The 13,263-nt window shown below is 62.5% G+C and carries 14 protein-coding genes; 10 read left to right on the top strand and 4 right to left on the bottom strand.

Annotated elements, in window-relative coordinates; genetic code table 11:
- Nucleotides 1–48: 48 nt before the first annotated feature.
- Nucleotides 49–2,853, bottom strand: a complete 2,805-nt coding sequence (gene gyrA, locus NKH30_RS20185) for a DNA gyrase subunit A (protein WP_352996724.1) — start codon at nt 2,851–2,853, stop codon at nt 49–51.
- A gap of 147 nt (nt 2,854–3,000) precedes the next feature.
- A complete protein-coding gene (locus tag NKH30_RS20180) occupies nt 3,001–3,828 on the bottom strand; it encodes a helix-turn-helix transcriptional regulator (RefSeq protein WP_352620073.1) in 828 nt (275 codons plus the stop codon).
- A gap of 86 nt (nt 3,829–3,914) precedes the next feature.
- On the opposite strand from NKH30_RS20180, the gene NKH30_RS20175 reads away from it, so the two are divergent.
- Together NKH30_RS20175 and NKH30_RS20170 are read left to right on the top strand one after the other, a co-directional pair.
- Nucleotides 3,915–4,445 (top strand): hypothetical protein, encoded by a 531-nt coding sequence (locus NKH30_RS20175; protein ID WP_352996720.1) that lies wholly within the window; start codon nt 3,915–3,917, stop codon nt 4,443–4,445.
- A 74-nt stretch (nt 4,446–4,519) separates the two neighbouring features.
- Entirely contained in the window at nt 4,520–5,149 is a 630-nt protein-coding gene (locus NKH30_RS20170) for a MarC family protein (RefSeq protein WP_352996718.1), read from the top strand.
- 8 nt (nt 5,150–5,157) lie between these two features.
- On the opposite strand, the gene NKH30_RS20165 is transcribed toward NKH30_RS20170, so the two are convergent.
- Together NKH30_RS20165 and NKH30_RS20160 are read right to left on the bottom strand one after the other, a co-directional pair.
- The gene (locus tag NKH30_RS20165) at nt 5,158–5,583 is read right to left on the bottom strand and encodes an OsmC family protein (RefSeq protein ID WP_352996716.1); all 426 of its coding nucleotides are present in this window, start codon (nt 5,581–5,583) and stop codon (nt 5,158–5,160) included.
- Nucleotides 5,584–5,706: 123 nt separating this feature from the next.
- Nucleotides 5,707–6,219 carry a single-stranded DNA-binding protein gene (locus NKH30_RS20160; RefSeq protein WP_352448761.1) on the bottom strand — a complete coding sequence of 171 codons (513 nt, stop codon included), beginning with the start codon at nt 6,217–6,219 and terminating at the stop codon, nt 5,707–5,709.
- 208 nt (nt 6,220–6,427) lie between these two features.
- On the opposite strand from NKH30_RS20160, the gene NKH30_RS20155 reads away from it, so the two are divergent.
- From NKH30_RS20155 to NKH30_RS20120, 8 genes are all read left to right on the top strand, one after another.
- Nucleotides 6,428–6,817 (top strand): cupin domain-containing protein, encoded by a 390-nt coding sequence (locus tag NKH30_RS20155; protein ID WP_352996714.1) that lies wholly within the window; start codon nt 6,428–6,430, stop codon nt 6,815–6,817.
- An 82-nt stretch (nt 6,818–6,899) separates the two neighbouring features.
- Nucleotides 6,900–7,214, top strand: coding sequence for an ArsR/SmtB family transcription factor (locus NKH30_RS20150; protein WP_352996712.1), 315 nt, complete (start codon nt 6,900–6,902; stop codon nt 7,212–7,214).
- Nucleotides 7,211–7,735 carry an SRPBCC family protein gene (locus tag NKH30_RS20145; protein ID WP_352996710.1) on the top strand — a complete coding sequence of 175 codons (525 nt, stop codon included), beginning with the start codon at nt 7,211–7,213 and terminating at the stop codon, nt 7,733–7,735. The genes NKH30_RS20150 and NKH30_RS20145 overlap by 4 nt, the downstream gene beginning before the upstream one ends.
- A 26-nt stretch (nt 7,736–7,761) precedes the next feature.
- Nucleotides 7,762–8,367 carry an ATP-dependent Clp protease proteolytic subunit gene (locus NKH30_RS20140; protein ID WP_352455702.1) on the top strand — a complete coding sequence of 202 codons (606 nt, stop codon included), beginning with the start codon at nt 7,762–7,764 and terminating at the stop codon, nt 8,365–8,367.
- Nucleotides 8,364–8,762 (top strand): hypothetical protein, encoded by a 399-nt coding sequence (locus tag NKH30_RS20135; RefSeq protein ID WP_352996709.1) that lies wholly within the window; start codon nt 8,364–8,366, stop codon nt 8,760–8,762. The genes NKH30_RS20140 and NKH30_RS20135 overlap by 4 nt, the downstream gene beginning before the upstream one ends.
- A gap of 696 nt (nt 8,763–9,458) precedes the next feature.
- Entirely contained in the window at nt 9,459–12,380 is a 2,922-nt protein-coding gene (gene uvrA, locus NKH30_RS20130) for an excinuclease ABC subunit UvrA (protein ID WP_352471703.1), read from the top strand.
- Nucleotides 12,380–12,790 (top strand): DUF302 domain-containing protein, encoded by a 411-nt coding sequence (locus NKH30_RS20125; protein ID WP_352613770.1) that lies wholly within the window; start codon nt 12,380–12,382, stop codon nt 12,788–12,790. The genes uvrA and NKH30_RS20125 overlap by 1 nt, the downstream gene beginning before the upstream one ends.
- Nucleotides 12,787–13,257, top strand: a complete 471-nt coding sequence (locus tag NKH30_RS20120) for a GNAT family N-acetyltransferase (RefSeq protein WP_352979707.1) — start codon at nt 12,787–12,789, stop codon at nt 13,255–13,257. The genes NKH30_RS20125 and NKH30_RS20120 overlap by 4 nt, the downstream gene beginning before the upstream one ends.
- Nucleotides 13,258–13,263 lie beyond the last annotated feature (6 nt).

Raw genomic sequence — 13,263 nt, 5'->3', positions numbered from 1 at the left:
ATTGCGGGTGTCTTCACACGCCGGCCCACAGGGCTGGCGTCGTCGAACTCACTCGACGGAAGTATCGGGCTCCCTACCATCGGCATCGGCAACAGCGCCGCTTTCAGCATTCTCTTCGATCTCTTCATCCGCTTGCGGTTCTGAAATTCGCTCCACCGAAACGACCTTCTCGCCCTCTGCGGTATTGAAGATGGTAACGCCCTTGGTGGCGCGGCTGGCGAAACGAATGCCGTTCACTGGAACACGGATAACGGTGCCGCCATCCGAAACCAGCATGATCTGATCGTCATTGCCGACCGGGAAGGTCGCCACCAGGCGGCCGATTTCGGCCGTTTTCGAGACGTCGGTGGCGCGAATACCCTTGCCGCCACGGCCAGTCAGGCGGAAATCGTAGGACGATGAACGCTTGCCGTAGCCATATTCCGTCACCGTCAACACGAACTGCTCGTGCGCCTTGAGGAATTCATAGCGGTCGTCGGAAAGCTCTGCCTCTTCGCCGACCTCTTCATTGGTGAGCTGGATTTCTTCCTCCTCGCCGGCCGCGATGTCAGCAGCGAGCCGGCGTTCGGCCACCACCCGCTTGAGGTAGGCGGCACGCTCCGCCGGCGGCGCATCGACATGCTCGATCACCGCCATCGAGATCACCCGGTCGCCATCGGCCATCGCAATGCCGCGCACGCCGACCGAATTGCGGCTCTGGAAGACGCGTACGTCGCTAACCGGAAAGCGGATGCACTGGCCGGAACTTGCCGTCAAAAGCACGTCGTCATTGTCGGTGCAGGTCTCGACGCCGAGGATCTCGTCGCCTTCCTCGTCCAGCTTCATGGCGATCTTGCCGTTGCGGTTGACCTGGACGAAGTCCGACAGCTTGTTGCGGCGCACGGTACCGCGCGTGGTGGCAAACATGACATCGAGCTCGCCCCAACTCGTCTCATCCTCCGGCAGCGGCATGATCGTGGTGATGCGCTCGCCCTGTTCGAGCGGCAGCATATTGATCAGCGCCTTGCCGCGCGATTGCGGGTTGCCGATCGGCAGGCGCCAGACCTTTTCCTTGTAGACGATGCCGCGCGAGGAGAAGAACAGCACCGGCGTGTGCGTGTTGGCCACGAACAGCCGGGTGACGAAATCCTCTTCCTTGGTCGACATGCCGGAGCGGCCCTTGCCGCCGCGGCGCTGCGCCCGGTAGAGCGACAGCGGCACGCGCTTGATGTAGCCGGAATGGCTGACCGTGACGACCATGTCCTCGCGCTGGATCAGGTCCTCGTCTTCCATGTCCGCCCCGCCCTCGGCGAGCTCGGTACGGCGCGGCGTGCCGAACTCGTCGCGCACGGCCATGAGCTCGTCCTTGACGATCTGCTGGACGCGGGCGCGCGACGAGAGGATGTCCAGGTAGTCCTTGATCTCGTCGCCGATCGTGTTCAGCTCGTCGGCGATCTCGTCGCGGCCGAGCGCGGTCAGGCGCTGCAGGCGGAGTTCGAGGATGGCGCGCGCCTGCTCCTCGGAGAGATTGTAGGTACCGTCCTCGTTGATGCGATGGCGCGGGTCGTCGATCAGAAGAATCAGCGATTCCACGTCGCCCGAAGGCCAGCGCCGCTCCATCAACTGCTCGCGCGCCGTCTGCGGGTCCGGAGCGCTGCGAATCAGCTTGATGACTTCATCGATGTTGGCAACAGCGATGGCAAGGCCGACCAGCACATGGGCGCGGTCGCGCGCCTTGCGCAGCAGGAATTTCGTGCGCCGGCTGATCACCTCCTCACGGAAGGCGACGAATGCCTTCAGCATGTCGGTCAGAGTCAGCAATTCCGGCTTGCCGCCGTTCAGTGCCACCATGTTGGCGCCGAAGGACGTCTGCAGCGGGGTGAAGCGGTAAAGCTGGTTGAGGATGACATCGGCGACCGCGTCGCGCTTCAGTTCGATGACGACGCGGTAGCCCTGGCGGTCGCTCTCGTCGCGAATGTCGGAAATGCCTTCGATGCGCTTGTCGCGCACCAACTCGGCCATCTTCTCGATCATCGACGCCTTGTTCACCTGATAGGGAACCTCGGTGATGACGATCGATTCACGATCGTTGCCGCGCGCCTCGACGTTGACGCGGCCGCGCATGACGATGGAGCCGCGACCGGTCGAATAGGCGCTATAGATGCCGGAACGGCCAAGCACGATGCCACCGGTCGGAAAATCCGGTCCCGGAATAATCTCCATCAGCGCCGGAAGGTCGATCGCCGGATTGTCGATGAGGGCAATGGCGCCGTTGCAGACCTCGCCCAGATTGTGCGGCGGGATGTTGGTGGCCATGCCGACGGCGATACCGCCGGAGCCGTTGACCAACAGGTTCGGGAAGCGCGCCGGCAGGACTTTCGGTTCGCTGCCCGACGCATCGTAAGTGTCCTGGAAATCGACGGTGTCCTTGTCGATGTCTTCCAGCAACTCATGCGCGACCTTGGTCAGCCGCGATTCCGTGTAGCGCATCGCCGCCGGCGGATCGCCGTCGATCGAGCCGAAATTGCCCTGCCCGTCGATCAGCGGCACGCGCAGCGACCAATCCTGCGCCATGCGCACCAAAGCGTCGTAGATAGAGGCGTCGCCATGCGGATGGTATTTACCCATCACGTCGGCGACCGGGCGTGCCGATTTCACATATTTGCGGTTCCAGTGATAGCCGCTCTCATAGGCGGCGTAGAGGATGCGGCGATGCACCGGCTTGAGGCCATCGCGCACGTCCGGCAATGCGCGGCTGACGATCACGCTCATGGCGTAGTCGAGATAGGAGCGCTGCATCTCCTCGATGATGGATATCGGCTCGATGCCGGTGGGGCCGCCGTCGGCGCCGCGCGGTGTCTTTTGGTCGGTCAAATCGGATCACAATCTAATCAGGAATCACTTGGTGCTTATATAGGAAGCCAGCCTGAAACTCCAACAATCGCGGCAGTTTTCCAGTGTGGTTTTTAGCGGCAAATTCAAAAGGATAAACCAATTGCGACGATATGGCCGTGTACCCTTTCACGGGCGTCGCCGGCGGGCGCGATAAGTACCCGGCGCCTCGCCCATCAGCCGCCGGAAACGGCGATTGAAGGTTGATAGATCGTTGAATCCCGCCGAAAAGGCAATCGCCGAAATCGTCTGATCCGACGTCCGCAGCCGCACGGCTGCCCTGTGCAGCCGCGCTCTCAGCAGGAATTGGTAGGGCGTCATACCGGCAACGTGCCGGAAGGTGCGCAGGAAATGGTAAGGGCTGGTGGCGGTCTCGTCGGCGAGTTCGGCAAGCGAGATCGGCCGGTCGGCATCGACTTCGATGCGCCGCACCGCTTCGGCGACACGCTTCTGGTCACGGCGGCTCGGCGTCCGTCCCCGATCCGTAGCGCTGCAAGCCGCTGTTACCGCGGCACCGGCAATGCGCAGGGCGAGTTCCTCGAACGCGCCGGTGTCGGCCATCTCGCGCGCCGCCTCCGCTTCGGCAAGCAGCGGCACCAGCGCCGGCAAGGGCGGCAGGCGCGGCGTTCCGAAATCGAGCGTCTTGGCGCCCGGCACGTCGGCGACGATCCGCTCCATATAGGCCGGTCCGAAATGGAAGGAGAGGCAACGGTCGCCGGCGCCATGCTCGTGCCCGCATTCGTAGCATGTGCCGGGATTGCCGAGCAGGAGCGCGCCCGGCGCCAGCATCGCCGTGCCCTCGCGCGCACGATAGCGGAAGGTGCCGTTGGTTACGGCGGCAACGCAGAAATCCCGATGCTCCTCCTCGAATGGCCTGTCGGCGGCGCTGGCGGTGCAGATGACATCCGACACCTGCCAGCCTCGGCCCGACGCCAGCCTGTGCGCGCTCGTCGTCATCGCCGAAACATAGCAACTTTTCCCAAGCGCAGAACCCCTGTCGGCCTCTATGCTTGCCGGTCTCCTGACAAGATGAGAGCGAAGCCATGTCCAATTCCTTTGCCAAGGTCCTGCACAGCGATGGGCCCGTACCGGCCCTTGCCGAGAAACTGAATCTTTATGGCCGCTTCGTCGGCGCCTGGACGTTCGACGCCACGCGCCATCTCGAGGACGGTCAGGTGCTGACCGGGCGCGGCGAAGTGCATTTCGGCTGGGTGCTCGAAGGCCGCGCGATCCAGGACGTATGGATCCTGCCTGCCCGTGACGCCGGCCCCTCGCCCTCGCTCGGCAAATGGACCTTCTATGGCACGACGTTGCGCGTCTACGATCCCGGCGTTGACGCCTGGCACATCTTCTGGAGCGATCCGCGCAATCAGTACTACAGCCGCCAGCTCGGCCGTGCCGAGGGCGACACCATCATCCAGCAAGGCGCAGGCGGCACCGGATCTGCTGTGCGCTGGAGCTTTTCGCGCATCACCGAAAATTCGTTCCGCTGGCTGGGCGAACGCTCACAGGACGACGGCGCCACCTGGCGTCTCGAAGTCGAGTTTCTGGCGCGCCGGGCCGTCAGTCCCTGATCCGCACGGTTTCCACTGGCTCTGCTTTGCTCTACCAATCCCGTTATCCGGCTTTGCCGGCGGGGAGGGTCAGCATGCCGAGCTTCGACAGCCTGTTCAACGCCTTCGTCACCATACTGGTGACGATCGATCCGCCCGGCCTGGCGCCGCTCTTCCTCGCCGTGACCCGCGGCATGAACCGCGAGGAGCGCAACCAGGTCTCCGTGCGCGCCTCGGTCATCGCCTTCCTGGTAATGGCGTTGTTCGCAATCGCCGGCGCGTCGATCCTGTCAGTCTTCGGCATCACTCTGCCGGCCTTCCGCGTCGCCGGCGGCTTTCTGCTGTTCATCATCGCCTTCGAAATGGTGTTCGAGCGCCGGCAGGACCGCAAGGAGAAGATCGGCGACGTCGCCATCACCAGGGACATGATCCACAACATCGCCGCCTTCCCGTTGGCGATCCCGCTTATTGCCGGTCCGGGCGCGATTTCGGCGACCGTCCTGCTCTCAAGCTCGTTTCAGGGTTTGGGCGCGCAGACAGCCCTTGTCGGCATCATCGCCATCTGCCTCGTTATCACCTACCTGGTGTTCGTGCTGTCAGAGCGCATCGACCGTATCCTCGGCCAAACCGGCCGTTCGATCCTGACAAGGCTGCTCGGCGTCATCCTGGCGGCGCTCGCCGTACAGTTCGTCGCCGACGGCATCAAGGCGCTGATGGCGACGTAGGGACAGCCCTACTTCGCTGTCGTTTCAATGACTTCGAAGTCGTGGGTAATCTCGGCAGTCTTGGCCATCATTGCCGAGGCCGAGCAGTATTTCTCGATCGAAAGCCCGATCGCCCGCTTTACCTTGTCGTGTGACAGCGCCCGGCCCTTGACGACAAAATGCATGTGAATGCGGGTGAACACCCTGGGATCGGCTTCTGCACGGTCGGCATCGAGTTCGACCACGCAATCTTCGACCGCCTCGCGCCCCTTTTCGAGGATATGGACCACGTCATAGGCCGAGCAGCCGCCAGTGCCGATCAGCACCAGTTCCATTGGGCTCGGCCCCGACGTCTTGCCCTCCGGCCCGAACGCAGTGCCTAGCACCAGCTTGTGCCCATTGGCGGACTCGCCAACGAAAGTGCGCTCCTCGACCCATTTGACCCTTGCCTTCACCTGATACGTCCTTTCACCGCTCAAACGCACAACGTCCCAAAAATCCAAGACAGATTTTCGGGACGCCATTTCGTGGCCAAGGTGCCGGCGCTTTTCGCCGCAAGGGCAGTCCGCTCCGAGAAATCAGAACGGGATTTCGTCGTCCAGCTCGCGCGACGAACCACCGCCGCCGCCCTTGTTGGCGCCACCGCGATTGAAACTTTCGCCCGGGCCGGACTGGCCGAAATCGGAACCGCGGCTCGCACCACCACCGGCATAGTTGCCGACCTGGCCGCCGCCCTCGCCCCGCGCATCGAGCATCTGCAGCTCGCCGCGGAATTTCTGCAACACGATTTCGGTCGTATAGCGGTCATTGCCGGTCTGGTCCTGCCATTTGCGCGTCTGCAGCTGGCCCTCGACATAGACCTTCATGCCCTTCTTCAGATACTGCTCGGCCACCTTGGCGATCTGGTCGTTGAAGATCACGACGTTGTGCCACTCGGTCTTTTCCTTGCGCTCTCCGGACGTCTTGTCGCGCCAGCTTTCCGACGTCGCGATGCGGATGTTGACGACCGGGTCACCCGAATTCAGGCGGCGGATTTCAGGGTCCGCCCCGAGGTTGCCCACCAGAATGACCTTGTTGACGCTACCCGCCATGATACTTCTCCGCGCTCATCCGAAACCGAATTTTTGTCGTCGCACCTTACAGGCTATGGACAATCCCTGCCTGCCGTCGCTGCCTTTTCCCACAAGGTTTTTGTTCTCTTTTCGTTCTATATGAGAGGCCCTGCACTGTCAATAGTTGTCAGTAAGAAGTAGTGTCTTGGCGTCGAATTTCCACAGACCATGGGATCGAGGCGAACGCATGAAGATGGTCGAGCATGACGATCAGCCGCAAGAAGAGTGGCGGACGGGAGTAAAGACCCGCATGCATGTCTCTGCCCGCAACGGTGCAACTCAACTTTGCATATTCGAACAATGGGTCGAACCGGCGGTTGGCGCCCCGACACATTGGCACCCGGTCGAGGAAGTGCTTACCGTCATCGCTGGCAGGGCCGAGATGTGGATCGACGAAGAGCATCTCGTCTTGACTGCCGGACAGTCGCTTGTTGTCGCCGCGCACAGGCAACATGGCTTCCGAAACGTCGGCTCCGAATTGCTTCATATTCATGCTGTGCTCGCGTCACCAGTTTTCGAGGCGACGTTCAACGGATCCCCCGACATGGTGAGACGCTGGCTTCCAGCGAGTTTGTAAAACCTCGCCTGTCTTAAAAAATACCGCCTGTCTTAAAAAACACGGCTTGCCAAACAGATAAGTATTGACTTATGCTTTCGGTATGATCGAAGCAGACATTTTTCGGGCACTGGCGGATCCAACGCGTCGCGCCGTCTATGAGCGGCTCGCCGACGGCGAGATGACGGTGTCGGAACTGCGCACTGGCATACCGGTATCGCAGCCGGCGGTATCGCAACATCTCGCAGTGCTGCGCGGCGCCGGCCTCGTGGTGGAGCGCCGGGCCGGTCGCAACGCCTATTACCGCGTCGATCCGAAGGGGCTTGCGCCACTGCTCGGCTGGATCGAACGCTACCGTGCGTTCTGGCCAGAGCGCATCGAAAGGTTCAAGACGGTTTTAAAGGATATGGACCAATGACCAGCCGAGGCAAAGAACGCGCCGAAATGGCCGCAGACAAGATCGAGTTCGAGTGCGAGCTGCCCGAACCGCCGGAAAAGGTGTGGCGGGCGCTGACGGTGCCGGACCTGCTCGCGGCCTGGATGATGCCGAACGACATCAAGCCCGAAATCGGCAACCGCTTTGCCTTTAAAGCGCCGAATGCGCCGATCGAGTGCGAAATCCTCGACGCGGATCCCGGACGGCTGCTGCGCTATTCCTGGCGGGAGCGGCCGGCGCCCGGCGATACGCAGGTGCCGCCCGGCGGTCCCCTGGACAGCGCAATGAACGACAGCCCAGTGGACAGCATCGTCACCTTTACGCTCGACCGCACCGTTTCCGGCGGCACGCATCTGCGCATCGTCCATGATGGTTTTGCTCGGGCAGCAGTGCCGGGGATCGCGATGGCAGGCGCCGGTTGCCGGCTTTCCTTTGAAGCGCGCACTCCCAGGCACAAGCAGATCGCCGCAAACACCCCGCGCCTCTTCCTGCGCGCGGCCTGAACGACAACAGTCAACGGAGACAACCGATGAGCGGCCTTGCCAATCTGGTGCCGATGGTGATCGAGCAGTCGAGCCGCGGCGAACGTGCCTTCGACATATTTTCGCGGCTGCTGCGCGAGCGCATCGTCTTCATCAACGGCCCGATCGATGACGGCACCTCAGCGCTGGTCTGCGCCCAGCTTCTGTCGTTGGAATCCGACAATCCCGACAAGGAGGTCTCGCTCTACATCAACTCGCCCGGCGGCGTGGTGACCAGCGGTTTCGCCATCTACGATACGATGCAGTATATCAGCTGCCCGGTCTCCACGGTTTGTATGGGCTTCGCCGCCTCGATGGCCTCGTTCCTTTTGATGGCCGGCACACCGGGGCGGCGCATCGCGCTACCCAACACCAGCATCGTGCTGCATCAGCCTCTCGGCGGTTTCCAGGGCCAAGCCTCCGATATCCAGCGCCATGCCGAGGGCATCCTTCGCACCAAGCGTCGCATGACCGATCTTTACGCCCGCCATTGCGGCCGCACCTACGAAGAAGTGGAACGCACGCTCGACCGCGACTTTTTCATGACCGCGCAGGAGGCCAAGGATTGGGGCCTCGTCGACCATGTTTTCGACACTCGCAAGCAGGCCGCATGAACGAGCCGGGCCGGCGGACGGAACTGAGGAGATTGAGCGCCCGCAATTTCAGCGCCATCGGTCTGGTCTTGCCGCTATCGCGGCACTATAGTCCGGCGATGACCGCCAGCCGCTCATCCAGCCTGTTATGCCTTGCTATCGCTGCCGTTGCCGGCACGAACATGCTGGTGGGTATGGCACTTGCCCAAGATAATTCGATGTCTTCGCAAAAGGGCGCCCTGCCCGGTGTGACCAGCGATTATCGCATCGCCGAGCCAGCGCCGCGGCCTGAGCCTGACGATATGGCTCCAGGCAGCGGCAACGGCACCTTCAAGATTGGCGATACCGACGTTCGGATTTCCGGTAGCATCACCATCGATGTCGCTACCGGCGGGATCAGGCCCTCCAGCCGCTAAGTTCGCCTAGTGTGAACCGCAAACATTGCGCTTCAAACGAACAGCCCCGCCATTGCTTTTGCAACTGACGGGGCTTCTTGGATCTGAAATCCAAATTGCCGGGAGTGTACTGCCGGCTTTTTACTTCGGATGCTTCGCGGCGTTCAGCCGACGATCCGACTAGCAGTCTCTGATTGTTGTGGGGATCGGCAGGTCAACGTGGGCAGGTAGCGCTAAACGCCTGACCTGGCTACTTATACCTGCCGCGGCTCCAGCGACACGTGGAGCCTCAAGGAACAATCCGGTGGAGTCATGCCTCTGCTCTCCTTCTGTTCGTTGCGACTGTCGTCGAAGCGCTCATCGCATAACCCGCGGCGTCTCGCAGGCTAGCCCCAGGCCGCGAGGCCATCGAAAGACGGCCGGCTTCGTTGACAATTGGATTCTGCCCCCATGACGCGGGGACGTCAACCTTGAATAGCCGGGTTGCCGAAAAATGTGATCGCGAGACGCTTTGTGAAGCCGGCCTCACGGGCAGCTTTTGTCAGGAGCGTGTTCGGCCTTTGTTCTTTCCGCTTGCCCGTTCGCGCGAAAGGCGGTTAAACGCTTTGGTCGAGAGTTGTGGCGTCTCTCGAAAAGGCGGCGAAATTACCTACATAGGGGGTGGTCGGGAAAACCCGCCCATCCCACGAATTCCAGATTCTGAGGCGGCGACCGGCGATGGCCGACCATAAATATCTCTCCATTCGCGGGGCACGCGAACATAATCTGAAGAATGTCGATCTCGACCTGCCGCGTGACAGCCTGATCGTCATGACCGGCCTGTCGGGGTCGGGCAAGTCGTCGCTTGCCTTCGACACCATCTACGCCGAGGGCCAGCGCCGCTATGTCGAGAGCCTTTCGGCCTATGCACGGCAATTCCTCGAAATGATGCAGAAGCCGGACGTCGACCAGATCGACGGCCTGTCGCCGGCCATTTCCATCGAGCAGAAGACCACCTCGAAGAACCCACGTTCGACGGTCGGCACCGTCACCGAGATCTACGATTATATGCGGCTTTTGTTCGCCCGCGTCGGTGTACCCTATTCACCGGCCACCGGCCTGCCGATCGAGAGCCAGACGGTTTCGCAGATGGTCGACCGGGTGCTTGCTGTCGAGGAAGGCACCCGGCTGTTCATTCTGGCGCCGATGGTGCGCGGCCGCAAAGGCGAGTACCGCAAGGAACTGCTGGAGCTGCAGAAGAAGGGTTTTCAGCGCGTCAAAGTCGATGGCGTCTTCTATGAGATCGCCGACGTGCCGGCGCTGGACAAGAAGTACAAGCACGACATCGACGTCGTCGTCGACCGCATCGTCGTGCGCGGCGATCTGGCGACGCGGCTCGCCGATTCCATCGAGACCGCGCTGAAGCTGGCCGACGGGCTGGCGGTGGCGGAATTTGCCGACAAGCCGCTCGACGCCAGCCAGACCGGCGAGGATTCGGTCAACAAATCGAAGAACGAGACGCATGAACGCATGCTGTTCTCGGAAAAGTTCGCCTGCCCGGTGTCCGGCTTCACCATTCCCGAGATCGAGCCCAGGCTGTTCTCCTTCAACAATCCGTTCGGCGCCTGCCCGACCTGCGACGGGCTCGGCAGCCAACGCGCCATCGACGCCAGCCTGGTCGTGCCCGACGAGAATGTCTCGCTGCGCGCCGGCGCCGTCAGCCCGTGGGCGAAGTCGACCTCGCCCTATTATGCGCAGACGCTGGAAGCGCTGGGCATTGCCTATGGCTTCAAGCTCGGCGACAAGTTCAAGGATTTGAGCGAGGAGGCAAGGCAAGCCGTCCTGCACGGCACCGGCGAGCGCGAAATCACCTTCCATTATGATGACGGTCTGCGCTCCTACAAAACGACGAAAACCTTCGAGGGCGTCATCCCCAATCTCGAGCGCCGCTGGAAGGAAACCGAATCCGCCTGGATGCGCGAGGAGATCGAGCGCTTCATGTCGGCCACGCCCTGCCCGGCCTGCCGCGGCTATCGGCTGAAGCCCGAGGCGCTCGCGGTCAAGATCGCCGGCAAGCACATTGGCGAGGTCACCGAGCTGTCCATCCGCAAGGCCGACCAGTGGTTCACCGATCTGCCCGCTTCGCTCAACGACAAGCAGAACGAGATTGCGGTGCGCGTGCTCAAGGAAATCCGAGAGCGGCTGCGCTTCCTCAACGATGTCGGTCTCGACTATTTGACGCTGTCGCGCAACTCCGGCACGCTTTCAGGCGGTGAGAGCCAGCGCATCCGTCTGGCGTCGCAGATCGGCTCCGGCCTGACCGGCGTACTTTACGTGCTGGACGAGCCGTCGATCGGTCTGCACCAGCGCGACAACGCCCGCCTGCTCGACACGCTGAAGCATCTGCGCGACATCGGCAACACGGTCATCGTCGTCGAGCACGACGAGGACGCCATCCTGCATGCCGACTATGTCGTCGATATCGGCCCGGCTGCCGGCATTCATGGCGGCCACATCATCGCCCAGGGCACCCCGCAGCAGATCATGGCGACGCCCGCTTCGATCACCGGCAAATACCTGTCGGGCGAGCTCGAAGTGGCGACGCCGGCAGCGCGCCGCGAGGCCAAGAAAAACCGCCGGCTGAAGGTCGTCGGCGCGCGCGGCAATAACCTGAAGAACGTCACCGCCGAAATCCCGCTCGGCACGTTTACCGCCGTCACCGGCGTATCCGGCGGCGGCAAGTCGACCTTCCTGATCGAGACCCTGTTCAAGGCGGCGTCGCGCCGCATCATGGGCTCGCGCGAGCATCCGGCCGAGCACGACCGCATCGAGGGGTTGGAATTCCTCGACAAGGTCATCGACATCGACCAGTCGCCGATCGGACGGACGCCGCGCTCCAACCCTGCCACCTATACCGGCGCCTTCACGCCGATTCGCGACTGGTTCGCCGGCCTGCCGGAGGCCAAGGCGCGCGGCTACCAGCCGGGGCGCTTCTCGTTCAACGTCAAGGGCGGCCGCTGCGAGGCCTGCCAAGGCGACGGCGTCATCAAGATCGAGATGCACTTCCTGCCCGACGTCTACGTCACCTGCGACGTCTGCCACGGCAAGCGTTACAACCGCGAAACGCTGGACGTGCTGTTCAAGGGCAAGTCGATCGCCGACGTTCTCGACATGACGGTCGAGGAAGGCGTCGATTTCTTCGCCGCCGTGCCTGGCGTGCGCGACAAGCTGGAGACGCTGAAACGGGTCGGCCTCGGCTACATCCATGTTGGCCAGCAGGCAACGACTTTGTCGGGCGGCGAGGCGCAGCGCATCAAGCTTGCCAAGGAACTGTCGCGCAAGGCGACCGGCAAGACGCTCTACATTCTCGATGAGCCAACCACCGGCCTGCATTTCCACGACGTGGCCAAGCTGCTTGAAGTGCTGCACGAGCTGGTCGACCAGGGCAACACGGTGGTCGTCATCGAGCACAATCTCGAGGTGATCAAGACGGCTGACTGGGTACTCGATCTTGGCCCCGAAGGTGGTGACGGCGGCGGTGAGCTGGTGGCGTCCGGCACGCCGGAGGACATCGTCCGCGAAAAACGCAGCTATACCGGGCAGTTCCTGAGGGACTTGCTGGAGCGGCGCCCCGGAGGCAAGCGCGAAGCGGCGGAGTGATGGCAAAGAACGGTCTCATCACGGTCCAAAGCCGCTTCGGCGTGGCCGAAACGATCGATCGCCTGGTCGGGACTGTGGAACGTGCAGGATTGCTGGTCTTCGCCCGCATTGACCACGCCGCCGGTGCGCGCATTGTCGAAGCTTCCCTGCGTCCGACCCAGCTTCTGATTTTTGGCAACCCGAAAGGCGGCACGCCGCTGATGCAGGACCGGCAGCTTGCCGGCATAGATCTGCCGGTCAAGGCACTGGCTTGGGAGGACGAGCAAGGCAAGGTCTGGCTCTCCTGCAATGACGCGCACTGGCTCGCTGAGCGCCACGGCTTGGGCGACGCCAGTCGCAATGCCGTCGCCGCGATAGCGGCCGGTATGGACAAGGTGATTGCGGCCGCTGCCGGCGCGGGCCAGTTTTGATCATGAGAGCCGCTCGGGCCGATGATCTCCCCATGGTGATCTCGCTCACCACCGACGCCTACGCGCCCTACACTGCCCTGTTCGGAGCGCCGCCGATCCCCGTCACCGAGGACTATGCGCCGCGCATAGAACGCGGCGAGGTCTGGCTTTCGGAGCAGGACGGACAGCCGGCCGGGTTGATCGTTCTCGAACGACATGCGGACCATACAATGATCTTCAGCGTCGCCGTTGCGCCCGCCTTTCAGGGCAAGGGTTTCGGCATCGGGCTGCTCGACTGGGCCGAGCAACAGACGCGCCTGTGGAGCTTGCCTGAAATCCGACTCTACACCAATGCCAGAATGGAACGGAACGTTTCGTTGTATAAGGCCTACGGCTTTCGCGAAACGGGTCGCCGGCCCAATCCATATCGGCCAGGATGGACGGTCGTCGACATGGCGAAAGCCGTCGAGACGACCGCCATCGCGTGATCCTTT

The sequence above is a fragment of the Mesorhizobium sp. M1273 genome (assembly GCF_040318195.1).
In the GTDB taxonomy this organism is placed as follows: Bacteria; Pseudomonadota; Alphaproteobacteria; order Rhizobiales; family Rhizobiaceae; genus Mesorhizobium.
Note: the sequence above shows the minus strand (reverse complement) of the source record. Positions and strands in the feature narration are given on the sequence as shown.

Excerpts from the sequence above, each read along its gene's own strand:
- NKH30_RS20155 (WP_352996714.1), top strand. The coding sequence starts at position 6,428 with ATGAAGATGGTCGAGCATGACGATCAGCCGCAAGAAGAGTGGCGGACG.
- uvrA (WP_352471703.1), top strand. The coding sequence starts at position 9,459 with ATGGCCGACCATAAATATCTCTCCATTCGCGGGGCACGCGAACATAAT.
- NKH30_RS20175 (WP_352996720.1), top strand. The coding sequence starts at position 3,915 with ATGTCCAATTCCTTTGCCAAGGTCCTGCACAGCGATGGGCCCGTACCG.
- NKH30_RS20170 (WP_352996718.1), top strand. The coding sequence starts at position 4,520 with ATGCCGAGCTTCGACAGCCTGTTCAACGCCTTCGTCACCATACTGGTG.
- NKH30_RS20145 (WP_352996710.1), top strand. The coding sequence starts at position 7,211 with ATGACCAGCCGAGGCAAAGAACGCGCCGAAATGGCCGCAGACAAGATC.
- NKH30_RS20160 (WP_352448761.1), bottom strand. The coding sequence starts at position 6,219 with ATGGCGGGTAGCGTCAACAAGGTCATTCTGGTGGGCAACCTCGGGGCG.
- NKH30_RS20140 (WP_352455702.1), top strand. The coding sequence starts at position 7,762 with ATGAGCGGCCTTGCCAATCTGGTGCCGATGGTGATCGAGCAGTCGAGC.
- NKH30_RS20125 (WP_352613770.1), top strand. The coding sequence starts at position 12,380 with ATGGCAAAGAACGGTCTCATCACGGTCCAAAGCCGCTTCGGCGTGGCC.
- NKH30_RS20180 (WP_352620073.1), bottom strand. The coding sequence starts at position 3,828 with ATGACGACGAGCGCGCACAGGCTGGCGTCGGGCCGAGGCTGGCAGGTG.
- NKH30_RS20150 (WP_352996712.1), top strand. The coding sequence starts at position 6,900 with ATGATCGAAGCAGACATTTTTCGGGCACTGGCGGATCCAACGCGTCGC.
- NKH30_RS20135 (WP_352996709.1), top strand. The coding sequence starts at position 8,364 with ATGAACGAGCCGGGCCGGCGGACGGAACTGAGGAGATTGAGCGCCCGC.